The following is a 12,135-nucleotide window of genomic DNA, read 5'->3' as shown; positions in this document are numbered from 1 at the left end:
GTTTACATTCCGAACCCGGAAGCTAAGCCTTTCAGCGCCGATGGTACTGCAGGGGGGACCCTGTGGGAGAGTAGGACGCCGCCGAACAATCATTGTGGGAAAGCCCCGCACCTTATGGTGCGGGGCTTTTCTGCGTTTACGGGCCTTTACCCGGTCCCCGCAGGGCCGGCCGGGGGCGGGTCAACCGTCGGTTCCACCGTTTACCCGCACGGGGTTGCCGGGAACCCGCGCCGGTCGCTCGTACGCTGGGTGGATGGGCTATGAGCTGGTCATCTTCGACAACGACGGCGTCCTCGTGGACAGCGAGCCGCTCGCCAACTCCATCCTGTCCGCGTACCTGACGGAGATCGGGCACCCCACCACCTACGAGGAGTCCCTGCGGGACTACATGGGTGCGGCGGTGCACCGGGTGCACGACCTGGTCTTCGAACGGACGGGGCAGCGGCTGCCCGAGGAGTTCGACCACACCCTGGAGGAACGGATCGCCGCCGGGTTCGCGCGGGAGCTGAAGCCCGTCCCCGGGGTCACCGAGGTGCTGGCCGAGCTGTCCGCGCAGGGGGTGCCGTACTGCCTGGCCTCCTCCGGGACCCATGAGCGGATCCGGGTCGGACACCGCAGCGCCGGCCTGGGGGAGTGGTTCGAGGAAGAGTGGATCTTCAGTGCGGAGGACGTGGGGCGGGGCAAGCCTGCCCCGGACCTGTTCCTGCACGCCGCCGACATGATGGGCGTCGAGCCCGCGCGGTGCGTGGTGGTCGAGGACAGTCCGCTCGGGGTGGAGGCCGCACGGGCCGCGGGGATGGACGTCCTCGTGTACACCTCGATGTCCCCCGCCGCCGCCCTCCCCGGGGCCACCGGCTACTTCGGCGAGATGAAGGAGCTCTCCGCCCTGCTCGGATTGGGTGTGTGATCTCTCTACCCACCGGTAAGTGGGGCGCCTACGCTGTGCCGCCATGACAGTTGACGTGCGGCTGCGGCGCGGGCGGGGCGCGCTCGGGTTCAGCTTCTTCGCGCAGGGCGTCGCCTTCGCCCTGCTCGTGACCCGCATCCCGGCCATCCAGGACCAGTACGGGATATCCGACGGGCTGCTGCCCGCCTTCCTCGCCGCCGTGCCGATCCTCGCCGGGGTCTCCAGCGTCGCCACCGAGCACCTGGTGAAGCGGATCGCGCCGAGCACGGTACTGCGGTGGGCCCAGCCCGTCGTGCTGCTGGCGCTGCTCGGCGTCGGGGCCGGTACCCGGATGTGGCACGTCGCGGTGGCCCTGGGGGTGTTCGGGCTGGCGGTCGGGGCACTGGACGCCTCGATGAACATGCTGGGGGTGAGCCTCCAGCGGGCGTACGGGCGCAGCATCATGCTCGGGTTCCACGCGGCGTACAGCCTCGGCGGGATCCTGGGGGCCTCGGCGGCCTGGGCGGGCGCGCACTGGCACCTGGCGCTGTTCACCGGGTACCTGCCGGCCGTGGTGGTGCTGCTGCCGGTGGCGCTGGTGGGCAGCCGGTCCTACGTGGACGCGGCGGCGGCCGGCGGGGCCGGGGAGGCGGCCGAGGGGTGGCCGGCCAGGGGCGGGAAGCTGCTGCTGCCGCTGTGCCTGGTGATGGCGTGCGCGTACATCGGGGACTCGACGGTGGCGAACTGGAGTGCCAAGTACCTCCAGGACGTGCTGGGCAGCTCGGAGCAGCTGGCGACGGTCCCGTACAACGTGTACATGGTGACGACCCTGATCGGGCGGGCCGTGGGCGACCTCGGGGTGCGCCGGTTCGGGGCGGTGGCCGTGGTGCGGGGCGGGACGGTGGTGGCCGCCGGCGGGTTCGCGGTGGTGGCCGCCGCGCCCCGGGCGTGGACGGGGATGCTCGGGTTCACGCTGCTGGGCATCGGGCTGTGCGTGATCGTGCCGCAGACCTTCGCCGCCGCGGGGCGGCTCTTCCCGGGGGCTTCGGACACGGCGGTCGCGCGGCTGAACATCTTCAACTACGTGGGTTTCCTGGTCGGTTCGCCGCTCGTCGGCGGGATCGGGGACGCCTGGAGCTACCGGGGGGCGATGCTCGTACCGATGGTGCTCGTGCTGGTCACGCTCTCCCAGGCCCGCTCGTTCGGTCCGGAACGGGCCCGATACGGTGTCGGGCATGAGCGGCGAGCCGGTGACCGGGCTGTTGATGTGGGACGAGGCGGTAACGAGGTATGACTTCGGACCGAGCCATCCGATGGACCCGGTGCGCCTGGCGCTGACCATGGGCCTGGTGCGCGCCTTCGGGCTGGACCGGGCGATGGAGGTGCGGGCGGCCCGGGCGGCCGGCGATTCGACGCTGCGGCTGGTGCACCGTGAGGACTACGTGGCCGCGGTGCGCGAGGTGTCGGCCGACCCGGCGGTGGCCGACGGTTCGTACGGGCTCGGGACGGTGGACGATCCGGCGTTCCCCGGCATGCACGAGGCCTCGGCGCTGATCGCCGGCCAGTCGGTGGCGGGGGCGGAGGCGCTCTGGGCCGGTGAGGCGGAGCACGCGGTGAACTTCGCGGGTGGGCTGCACCACGCGATGCCGGGTGGGGCCGCCGGGTTCTGCGTGTACAACGACGCGGCCCTGGCCATCGCGCGGCTGCTGGAGCTGGGGGCCGAACGGGTGGCGTACGTCGACGTGGACGTCCACCACGGGGACGGCGTGCAGACGGCGTTCTGGGACGATCCGCGGGTCCTGACGGTGTCGGTGCACGAGCATCCGCGGACGCTGTTCCCGCAGACGGGCTGGCCGCAGGAGACGGGCGGCGCGGCGGCCGAGGGGTCCGCGGTGAACGTGGCGCTGCCCGCCGGGACGGGTGACGAGGGCTGGCTGCGGGCCTTCCACGCGACGGTGCCGGAGCTGCTGGCGGACTTCCGGCCGCAGGTGCTGGTGACCCAGCACGGGGCCGACACGCACTTCGAGGACCCGCTCGCCCATCTGGCGGTGTCGCTGGACGCGCAGCGGGCGGTGCAGGAGGCCTGTCACCGGCTGGCGCACGAGCACGCGGGCGGGCGGTGGCTGGCTCTGGGCGGCGGCGGGTACGCGGTGGTGGACGTCGTACCGCGGTCGTGGACGCACCTGGTGGGGATCGCGGCGCACCGGCCGGTGGACCCGGCGGCGGAGGTTCCGCAGGAGTGGCGGGACCAGGTGTACGCGCGGACGCGGCAGCCGGGGCCGGCGCGGATGACGGACGGCCGTGACGCGCGGTGGCGGGACTGGGAGGCCGGTTACGATCCGGCGGACGCGACGGATCAGGCCGTTCTGGCGACGCGCCGGGCGGTGTTCCCGTTGCGGGGGATGCTCGTGTGACGATGCACCGTTACGCCAACTGTGGGGCGGTTCCAGAGAACTGATGAAGCGCCAGATGGGGTGCGACAGCATCGGAGGGTGTTGAGCACCGGCGCGTTGCGTGCGCATCTGGTGGCCGCCCGGTTGGCCGGGCCCGTCACCACGTCGAGGGAGTCGAGCCTGCGTCGTTACCGGCTGTTCGCGGCGGGGGACCCGCGGGTGCTGCTGGGGCTGGACCCGGAGCGGGGCTGGGGCGAGGGCGAGCTGCTGCGGCTGATGGCGGCCAAGTGCGGGGTCTCGGCGGATCCGGCGCACGTCAGCGGGCCGGAGGTGATCGATCCGGAGCTGACGGTGGCGGCCCTGGGGGCCTTCGCGGAGAGGTTGGGCGCGGCGGCCGGGGCGCGGTCGCCCGTGCTGTTCGGCACGGGGCATCCGCAGGGCCTCCTGGGGTTCTACGCCGCTTTGGCCGGGGCGCTGTCGGCGGCGGGATGTGATGTCCTCACCCCGGCGCAGGGGGTCGGTGTCGACATGGCGACCCGGTTCGGCGTACGCCCCTACCGGATCGATTACGTACGGGGAGTCGCACTGGTGCGGGAACCCGGCGCGCGGCGGGCCGGGAGTGCGACCGGCGTGCACTCCCATTCGCCGCTGCCGGTTCGGATCGCTCTGGGGGCGCTGGCGGAGGCCGGGGGGCCGCTGCCGGAACTGGTGGTCGGGGATCACGGGTGGGTCTGCGGCGCAGGTCAGCTCGGTGTGGACGCGATCGGGCTGGCCGACGCGGATGATCCCGCGCTGTTCGTCGGGGAGGCCGAGGGGCGGGTCGCGGTGACCGTTCCGCTTGATGACGGGGCGCGCCCGGAGCACTACGGTCCGCTCGCCCGGTACGTGCTGCGCCGTGCGCGGCTGCCGGGGCGTCAGGAGTGGCCGTAGCTCCTCTTCCCCACTCGTATCACACGCCCCTACTCTGGGGAGTGAGCGTGCGACGACGAGGAGTAACCGGAGGGGAAGCCGGTGCCCGTCATGCGCGGAAGGTCAAGGTGTGTCATGGCTGCTGGCGAGAGGCCTCTCAGTGAGGTTCAGTTCCTGACCGTGGCGGAGGTCGCCTCGGTGATGCGAGTGTCGAAGATGACCGTGTACCGGCTGGTGCACAACGGTCATCTGCCCGCAATCCGGGTGGGCCGGTCCTTCCGGGTCCCCGAGAACGCGGTCCACGAGTACCTCCGGGAGTCCTATGTGGGGGTGGAGTCGGCCTGAGACTGAGGCTCGGGAGGATCTACGGAGGGCTCGGATTACAAGCCTGGACTCCGGGCGGGTAGGCTAGGCCGACGTAGGTCGTGTGGGCCCAGACGCCCCGCACCGATCCCCGCCCAGGCGGGGATGTTCCGAGAAGTGAGCGAGGGTAGTCGTGGGCTCTGTTATCAAGAAGCGGCGCAAGCGGATGGCTAAGAAGAAGCACCGCAAGCTGCTCAAGCGCACCCGCGTCCAGCGCCGTAACAAGAAGTAAACGGCAGCTGTACGTGTTCTCCGCAGCCCCTCCACCATCCTGGTGGAGGGGCTGCGGTGCAGCCGGGGTACTTCTTCGAGGGAGGCGCTGAGCTCGTGGGCAAGGTCGTGCTCGTCACCGGGGCTGCCCGGCAGCTGGGAGGCCGCTTCGTGCGGCGCATCCAGCGCGACCCGGAGGTGGAACGGGTCATCGCGGTCGACGCGGTGAGCCCGCCGCACCGGCTCGGCTCGGCCGAGTTCGTGCGTATGGACATCAGGCAGTCGGCCATCGCCCGCGTGCTCGCCGAGCACGCCGTGGACACGGTGGTCCACCTGGCCGTCACGGGCGGCGCCGCGGGCGCCCCGGGCGGGCGCAGTGCCGTCAAGGAAACGAACGTCATCGGGACGATGCAGCTCCTCGGGGCCTGCCAGAAGTCGCCGACGGTACGACGGCTCGTGGTGAAGTCGAGCACCAGCGTGTACGGGGGCACCTCCCGGGACCCGGCCGTCTTCACCGAGACCACCCAGCCGAAGTCCCTGCCGAGCGCCGGCTTCGCGAAGGACGCGGCGGAGGTCGAGGGATACGTACGGGGTTTCGCGCGCCGGCGACCGGACGTGGCGGTGTGCGTGCTGCGCTTCGCGAACATCCTGGGGCCGTTCGCGGATTCGGCGCTGGCGGAGTACTTCTCGATGCCGGTGATGCCGACGGTGCTGGGCTACGACCCGAGGCTGCAGTTCGTCCACGAGGACGACGTGGTGGACGTGCTCCGGCTGGCGGCGGGGGAGCCGCAGCGGGGGACGCTGAACAGCGGCACGTTCAACATCGCGGGGGACGGGGTGCTGCTGCTGTCGCAGTGCTCACGGAGGCTGGGGCGGCCGACGGTGCCGCTGCTGCTGCCCGCGGTGACGTGGGTGGGGTCGGCGCTGCGCGCGGTCGGGGTGACGGACTTCTCCCCGGAGCAGATCCGGCTGCTGACCCACGGCCGGGTCGTGGAGACCTCGCAGATGCGGGACACCCTCGGGTTCCGGCCGATGTACACGACCGTGGAGACCTTCGCCGACTTCGCGCGCAGCCGCGGGAGCGGCCTCCTGCCCCCGGAGCGGGTGGAGCGGGCCGTGCGGCGGGCGGCGGCCGTGCTGAAGGTGGAGGGCCTGGATGTGGGTGCCGGTGTGGACGAGGGAGCGAAGCGATAGTGGCGGACGCGAAGGTCATCCCGTTCGACGAGGACCGGCCGCGCCGGCGCGGCGCGGTCCGGAAGGTACGGGCGGTGCCCGCTCCGGTGGAGTCGGCGGACCACCCGGCGGACCCGGTGGACCCGGCCGACCCGGTGGAGCCCCCCGCAGGGTCCGGCCCTGAGCCGGTTCCGGCGAGGTCCGGTGACGGCTGGGACCGGCGGATCGCGGGCGGGCTGGCGTTCCTGCGGCGACGGATCACCGGGGAGTACGAGGTCGACGACTTCGGCTACGACAAGGAACTGACGGACCAGGTCCTGATGTCCCTGCTGCGGCCGCTGTACGACAAGTACTTCCGGGTGGAGGTCAAGGGCATCGAGAACATCCCCAAGGAGGGCGGTGCGCTGATCGTGGCGAACCACTCGGGGACGCTCCCGCTGGACGGGCTGATGCTCCAGGTCGCCGTGCACGACCGGCATCCCGCGGAGCGGCACCTGCGGCTGCTGGCGGCGGACCTGGTGTTCATGCTGCCGGTGGTCAACGAGGTCGCCCGCAAGGCCGGGCACACGCTGGCCTGCGCGGAGGACGCGCAGCGGCTCCTGGAGGCCGGGGAGCTGGTCGGGGTGATGCCGGAGGGCTTCAAGGGGATAGGGAAGCCGTTCGGCGAGCGGTACAAGCTCCAGCGGTTCGGGCGGGGCGGCTTCGTCTCGACGGCGCTGAGGGCGGGTACTCCGATCGTGCCCTGCTCGATCGTGGGCGCGGAGGAGATCTATCCGATGATCGGCAACGCGAAGACCCTGGCGCGGTTGCTGGGGCTGCCGTACTTCCCGGTGACGCCGACGTTCCCGTGGCTGGGGCCGCTGGGAGCGGTGCCGCTGCCGACGAAGTGGACGATCCAGTTCGGGGAGCCGATCCCGACGGACGGGTACGCGCCGGAGGCGGCGGAGGACCCGATGCTGATGTTCAACCTCACGGACCAGGTCCGGGAGCAGATCCAGCACACCCTCTACAAGCTGCTGGTGCAGCGGCGTTCGGTGTTCTTCTGAGCCGGCGCCATCGAACGGTGGCAGGACGAAGCGGGGGTCGCGCGGTGCGCGGCCCCCGCTTTCGGGTCGGCTACTGGCCGGCGTCCTCCGCGTTGATGCCCAGGCCCGGGAGGAGGCCCGGGAGGAGCGGCGGGAGGGTGATGTCCGGCTTGGGCTGGTCCGGGGTCGCCGAGGAGGGCGGGGCGGAGTGGCCCGGGGCCGGGGGGTGGAGCAGGTCGCCCGCGCCGCCCAGGAGGCCGCCCGCGCCGGGAGCCGGGGGCCGGCTGCCGGAGGGGCTGGGGGTGCCCTGGGGCACCGCCTGGGAGGAGGCGCCCGGTTCCGGCGGGGTCTGCTGCTTGCCCGCCGCCGGACTGCTGGGCTGTTTGGCGGGCGCGCCCGAGCCGCGCGTCTGTTCCGGGGGCTTGGGGAGCAGTCCCTGGAGCGGCGCCACGTCTTCGTCTATGGCCTGGAACACCGATTCGACCTCGCCCCCGACATCGTTGAGCTGCGGCGGGAGCTTCTCCCGGAGCCTGCCCCACGCGTCGCGATGGGATTGGGAGAACGAGGACAGCGTCTGGATCGGGCCGAGCGATCCGTCCCGTTCGTACGCCGCCTGGAGCAGCCGGTGGCCTTCGGCGGCGTCGTGTTTCATGCCCGCGAGGGCCCGGCGGATCGCGCCCAGCACCTCGTGGTCCAGCGGGCCCGAACGGCCGCGTTCCATGAGCCGGCGCGCTTCCGACAGCCGGTTCGAGGCCTGGTCCAGGTAGAGCTCGCCCCGGTCCGCGTCCTCGTCGGCCATGCCCAGCTTCAGATCCTCCATGCCCCGTTTGACGGGGTAGAGGGAGTCACCGGGCAGGGCGTCGGTGCTGGCAGCGGCCACTCCGCTGAAGGCCCCTGCGGCCACACCCACGGTGAGGCCCCCCGCTGCGATGCCCTTGGACCAGCGGGAGCGGGGCCGCAATTTCCGGAGCGAGGTCGCCCGGTGGGCGCCGCGGCCGGTCCGCTGCTCGGGCATCAGAGGGTCCTCGGCGGCACCGCCCCCGGCCCTCTCCTCCATCACCATGGCCTCCATGGCGGCGACGAGCTGGGCTCGTTGCACCACTTTGACCTCGGGGTCCAGCACCGGGCGCGGCATTCTTTCGCCGAGCACGCTCGCCAGGGCCAACAGCCGGTCGTGGTCGGCAGGTTCGGCAGGTGCCTCGGACTGCTCGGCCGCCGGGTCCGGTTCCGAAAGGTCGGACGTGGTCCGATCCTCCAGGGCCTGGGCGAAGGCGTTCGCCCGCCGGTGCGGAGTAACGTTCGCGATCACTGGCGGCACCTCCTCTCGTCATGACGATCGACTCCCCAAGCTGTCCGGAAGGTTGCCTTCCTTGAGCACATCCACACTTTCGGGTGAGCGGCTTCGGGCAGGGCGTGTCCACAGGGAGCCTGCATCCCGCACAACGAGCGGCGCGGCACTTGGGTTACGGACGAAGGATGATCGGACCACAGCGTCATCGAGGGGTCACCGGGAGTAGGCGTCGGGTTGTCGTTACTGCGGGGTCCGGCGGACGGGGTCGGTGGTCCGCCGGGAGTGGGGGAGGCGTGGGGGACGGGGACGGGGACGGGGCGAGGGGGAGCGGGTCAGCGGGCGTCGTCCGGGAGCAGGCGGGCCAGGGTGCGGACCGCCCGGTACTGGAGCGTCTTGATGGCGCCCTCGTTCTTCCCCATCACCCGGGCCGTCTCGGCGACCGAGAGGCCCTGCAGGAAGCGCAAGGTGACGCACTCCTGCTGCTGGGGGTTGAGTTTGCGCACGGCTTCGAGCAGGGCCGCGTTGGAGAGGGACTCCAGCACGGAGTCCTCGGGGCTGCGCTCGACCTCGTTGGCGTCGAGCATCTCGCCGGTGGTGACCTCCAGGCGGAAGCGGCTGGACTTGAAGTGGTCCGCCACCAGGTTCCGCGCGATGGTCACCAGCCAGGCGCCGAAGTCGCGGCCCTGCCAGGTGAAGGTGGAGATGCGGCGCAGCGCGCGCAGGAAGGTCTCACTGGTGAGGTCCTCCGCGGTCGCCTTGCCCCCGACGCGGTAGTAGATGTAGCGGTACACCGTGTCGCTGTACTGGTCGTAGAGGCGGCCGAAGGCCTCGGCCTCGCCGGCCTGCGCGCGTTCGACCAGGTCCATCATGCGGGCCTGGTCGCTGTCCGCGGTGGGGCGGCGGGCGGCGGGCGCGCCGGCGGCTGCGGTGCCGGCGGGGCTCGCGCCCGTTCGGCCTCGTCTGCCCACCGTCGCCCCGCCGTCGGTCAGGGCGTAGCAAGGACCGGCCGGGCCGAGGCCGGCAGGGACCGCGGCGGCGAGGGCGGGGACGGCGTACGCGGTGGGGACGAAGCCGCGCAGGTGGTCGAGGACCGTTGCGCGCAGCGTAGCCAGGCCCGAGGCGTCAACCCCGACAGGTGGGTACACGGGACTCCCAGAGGCAGAGCTTCCATCACGTGCAGTGCGGGACCGTTCACCCGTCGTGGCGACAGATGGGCGGTGGCATGCGTTTGAGGAGAATAACGCTTCGTACAGGCAGCACTACACCCAGTTGCTGAAATCACCGGTTCCGACACTTCTGTTGCGTGTCCAGGGCATATTCAGACCTGGTTGATGATCGGTTCTTGATCGGATGGGTGCGCGGAATGGACGCTTCCACGCTGGCTCGCGACCGAGTCGGGCAGGCCGGAGTGCCGCGCCGACAGCGCGGGTAGGGGTGGGCGGTTGGGCGCGGCGGGGCGCGTGGCCGGGCCGGGGCCCGTGCCGCTACTTGCGGCGGCGGTGCAGGGCGATGGCGGCGGCCGCGCCACCTGCGATGGCGCCGACTCCGGCGGCGGCCGGGACGCCGACCTTCACGGCCTTGCGGCCGGTCCGGTAGTCGCGCAGCCGCCAGTCGTTGGCCCGGGCATGCTTGCGCAGTTTTGTGTCGGGATTGATCGCGTACGGATGTCCGACCAGCGACAGCATCGGGATGTCGTTGTGCGAATCGCTGTACGCGGCGCAGCGGGCGAGGTCCAGGTCCTCCGCGGCGGCCAGCGCGCGCACCGCCTCGGCCTTGGCGGGGCCGTGCAGGGGCTCGCCGACCAGGCGGCCGGTGTACACGCCGTCCACGGACTCCGCGACGGTGCCCAGGGCGCCGGTCAGGCCCAGGCGGCGGGCGATGATCGTGGCCGTCTCCACGGGCGCGGCGGTGACCAGCCACACCTTCTGGCCGGCGTCGAGGTGGGCCTGGGCGAGGGCGCGGGTGCCGGGCCAGATCCGCTCGGCCATGTACTCGTCGTAGATCTCCTCGCCGATGGACATCAGCTCCGAGACCCTGTGGCCCTTGACGATGGACAGGGCGCTGTCGCGGGCGTCCTGCATGTGGTCGGGGTCCTCGACCCCGGCGAGCCGGAACCAGGCCTGCTGCCAGGCGAAGCGGGCCAGTTCGCGGCGGCGGAAGAACTCGCGCTTGTAGAGGCCGCGGCCGAAGTGGAAGATCGCGGCGCCCTGCATGACGGTGTTGTCGAGGTCGAAGAAGGCGGCGGCCAGGTCGTCGCCCGGAACGGGGAACTCCGGCTCGGGGGCGGTCTCGGGGACGTCCGTCGCGGGCGCGGCGGCGGCCGCCGGGAGGGCCTGTCCGGCCTCGTCCTGCGGCGGTGTCGTGTGAGGTGGGGCTTCGGCCTGCGCGGTCTTGCGGGCGGCCTCGGCCGAGGCCTCGCCTGCCAGCACGCTCCGCGCGGTCGCGGAGCGCCTACGGGGGGTGAGCCATCCCAGAGCGGCCATGACGCGAGCATAGCCACTGTGTTCGGGAGTTCCCGAACCGCCGGGAAACGGAGCGGTTAACTCTTCGGGCGCCGCGGCGCGGCGCGGGACAATGAGGACATGAGTCCTTTGCTGCGCCGTAAGGAAAAGAAGCGTCCCGGGGAGCGGATGGTCACGCTCATCGGGAAGCCGGGGTGCCATCTGTGTGACGACGCCCAGGAGGTCATCGAATCGATCTGCGCCGAGACGGGCGCACAGTGGGAGAAGAAGGACATCTCGCAGGACGAGGAGCTCTACCGGCTGCACTGGGAGCAGATTCCGGTGGTGTTGATCGACGGCGAACAGCACACCTTCTGGAGGGTGAACCCCGACCGGCTGCGACGGGCATTGGGAGCCTGACCGCTCCGGCGGTTACCATCGTGGGCGATTTATGGGGACTCGGGGGCGTATTGATGAGGAGTGTGTACCGCTTTGCCCCCCTCGGGATTTGAACGGGTTCGGCCCGTTCCCGGTTCCGGCCTTCCCTGCCCGGCCCGCGTGACCCCGGTCACTTTGCTCGGACAAAGCGGACACAATCTTTGTGCACGCGTTCACAAAGACATAGCCTGCATCCGACGGGGCGGTCCTGGGACAAGTGGCCGCCTGCAGCCCCGCTCATCCCGCAGGAGCATCGTGGCAACTGGCCGAACTCACCGACCGGCGACCCGCAGCCGAGGTATTCCCGAGGCCACTGTCGCCCGGCTTCCGCTGTACCTGCGCGCCCTCACCGCGCTCTCCGAGCGATCGGTGCCCACGGTGTCCTCCGAAGAGCTCGCGACCGCCGCCGGGGTCAACTCGGCGAAGCTGCGCAAGGACTTCTCGTACCTCGGTTCCTACGGGACGCGGGGCGTCGGCTACGACGTCGAGTACCTCGTCTACCAGATCTCCCGCGAACTCGGCCTGACCCAGGACTGGCCGGTCGTCATCGTCGGCATCGGAAACCTCGGCGCCGCGCTCGCCAACTACGGCGGCTTCGCCTCCCGCGGTTTCCGCGTGGCCGCGCTGATCGACGCCGACCCCGCGATGACCGGCAAGCCGGTCGCCGGGATGCCCGTGCGGCACACCGACGACCTGGAGAAGATCATCGAGGAGGACGGCGTCTCGATCGGGGTCATCGCGACCCCGGCCGGCGCCGCGCAGCAGGTGAGCGAGCGGCTCATCGCCGCCGGGGTCACCTCCATCCTGAACTTCGCGCCGACCGTGCTGTCCGTGCCCGACGGCGTGGACGTCCGCAAGGTCGACCTGTCGATCGAGCTCCAGATCCTGGCCTTCCACGAGCAGCGCAAGGCCGGTGAGGAAGCCGCCGCCGGGGGCACGGGCGCCGTCGCCGAGCCCGGTACCGGCGCGGGTACGGGCGCAGGTACCGGCGCGGGTACGGGCGGGC

Annotated in this window: 13 protein-coding genes and 1 rRNA gene; 11 read left to right on the top strand and 3 right to left on the bottom strand. The window is 71.7% G+C overall.

Features of this window, described 5'->3' with window-relative positions; all coding sequences use genetic code 11:
* The 9 genes from rrf to AB4039_RS39340 all read left to right on the top strand — a co-directional run.
* Positions 1-87, top strand: a 5S ribosomal RNA gene (gene rrf / locus AB4039_RS39380); the annotation flags it as partial.
* Positions 88-253: 166 nt separating this feature from the next.
* A complete protein-coding gene (locus AB4039_RS39375) occupies positions 254-907 on the top strand; it encodes an HAD family hydrolase (RefSeq protein ID WP_266839772.1) in 654 nt (217 codons plus the stop codon).
* A 43-nt stretch (positions 908-950) separates the two neighbouring features.
* On the top strand, positions 951-2,180 hold the full coding sequence (locus AB4039_RS39370; protein WP_442273027.1) for an MFS transporter: 1,230 nt from the start codon (positions 951-953) through the stop codon (positions 2,178-2,180).
* Positions 2,152-3,300 (top strand): acetoin utilization protein AcuC, encoded by a 1,149-nt coding sequence (locus AB4039_RS39365; RefSeq protein WP_266841727.1) that lies wholly within the window; start codon positions 2,152-2,154, stop codon positions 3,298-3,300. The genes AB4039_RS39370 and AB4039_RS39365 overlap by 29 nt, the downstream gene beginning before the upstream one ends.
* Before the next feature lie 78 nt (positions 3,301-3,378).
* The gene (locus tag AB4039_RS39360; RefSeq protein ID WP_442273026.1) at positions 3,379-4,209 is read left to right on the top strand and encodes a phosphatase; all 831 of its coding nucleotides are present in this window, start codon (positions 3,379-3,381) and stop codon (positions 4,207-4,209) included.
* Between the two features lie 114 nt (positions 4,210-4,323).
* The gene (locus AB4039_RS39355; RefSeq protein WP_008738568.1) at positions 4,324-4,533 is read left to right on the top strand and encodes a helix-turn-helix domain-containing protein; all 210 of its coding nucleotides are present in this window, start codon (positions 4,324-4,326) and stop codon (positions 4,531-4,533) included.
* A 151-nt stretch (positions 4,534-4,684) separates the two neighbouring features.
* Positions 4,685-4,783, top strand: a complete 99-nt coding sequence (locus AB4039_RS39350) for a 30S ribosomal protein bS22 (RefSeq protein WP_003948845.1) — start codon at positions 4,685-4,687, stop codon at positions 4,781-4,783.
* A 95-nt stretch (positions 4,784-4,878) separates the two neighbouring features.
* A complete protein-coding gene (locus AB4039_RS39345) occupies positions 4,879-5,955 on the top strand; it encodes an NAD-dependent epimerase/dehydratase family protein (protein ID WP_266841726.1) in 1,077 nt (358 codons plus the stop codon).
* Entirely contained in the window at positions 5,955-6,980 is a 1,026-nt protein-coding gene (locus tag AB4039_RS39340; RefSeq protein WP_442273025.1) for a lysophospholipid acyltransferase family protein, read from the top strand. The genes AB4039_RS39345 and AB4039_RS39340 overlap by 1 nt, the downstream gene beginning before the upstream one ends.
* Positions 6,981-7,050: 70 nt before the next feature.
* Here AB4039_RS39340 and AB4039_RS39335 read toward each other — a convergent pair whose 3' ends face one another.
* The 3 genes from AB4039_RS39335 to AB4039_RS39325 form a co-directional block, all read right to left on the bottom strand.
* Positions 7,051-8,268, bottom strand: coding sequence for a DUF5667 domain-containing protein (locus AB4039_RS39335; RefSeq protein WP_266839764.1), 1,218 nt, complete (start codon positions 8,266-8,268; stop codon positions 7,051-7,053).
* A 314-nt stretch (positions 8,269-8,582) separates the two neighbouring features.
* Complete coding sequence (locus AB4039_RS39330) at positions 8,583-9,395, bottom strand: ECF subfamily RNA polymerase sigma factor, BldN family (protein WP_442273024.1); 813 nt, start codon at positions 9,393-9,395, stop codon at positions 8,583-8,585.
* A 339-nt stretch (positions 9,396-9,734) separates the two neighbouring features.
* Positions 9,735-10,733: an HAD-IB family hydrolase gene (locus AB4039_RS39325; RefSeq protein ID WP_266839761.1), complete on the bottom strand. Its 999-nt coding sequence runs from the start codon at positions 10,731-10,733 to the stop codon at positions 9,735-9,737.
* 99 nt (positions 10,734-10,832) lie between these two features.
* On the opposite strand from AB4039_RS39325, the gene AB4039_RS39320 reads away from it, so the two are divergent.
* A complete protein-coding gene (locus tag AB4039_RS39320) occupies positions 10,833-11,111 on the top strand; it encodes a glutaredoxin family protein (protein WP_030232201.1) in 279 nt (92 codons plus the stop codon).
* Between the two features lie 273 nt (positions 11,112-11,384).
* Positions 11,385-12,135, top strand: a 751-nt coding sequence (locus AB4039_RS39315) for a redox-sensing transcriptional repressor Rex (RefSeq protein WP_442273023.1), incomplete at its 3' end; no start/stop codon positions are given.

This window comes from Streptomyces sp. M-16 (genome assembly GCF_052114405.1).
GTDB lineage: Bacteria > Actinomycetota > Actinomycetes > Streptomycetales > Streptomycetaceae > Streptomyces.
Note: the sequence above shows the minus strand (reverse complement) of the source record. Positions and strands in the feature narration are given on the sequence as shown.

Bases quoted from the DNA above. Each gene is read 5' to 3' on its own strand.
- AB4039_RS39375 (WP_266839772.1), top strand. From the start codon at position 254: ATGGGCTATGAGCTGGTCATCTTCGACAACGACGGCGTCCTCGTGGAC.
- AB4039_RS39370 (WP_442273027.1), top strand. From the start codon at position 951: ATGACAGTTGACGTGCGGCTGCGGCGCGGGCGGGGCGCGCTCGGGTTC.
- AB4039_RS39365 (WP_266841727.1), top strand. From the start codon at position 2,152: ATGTGGGACGAGGCGGTAACGAGGTATGACTTCGGACCGAGCCATCCG.
- AB4039_RS39355 (WP_008738568.1), top strand. From the start codon at position 4,324: ATGGCTGCTGGCGAGAGGCCTCTCAGTGAGGTTCAGTTCCTGACCGTG.
- AB4039_RS39325 (WP_266839761.1), bottom strand. From the start codon at position 10,733: ATGGCCGCTCTGGGATGGCTCACCCCCCGTAGGCGCTCCGCGACCGCG.
- AB4039_RS39320 (WP_030232201.1), top strand. From the start codon at position 10,833: ATGAGTCCTTTGCTGCGCCGTAAGGAAAAGAAGCGTCCCGGGGAGCGG.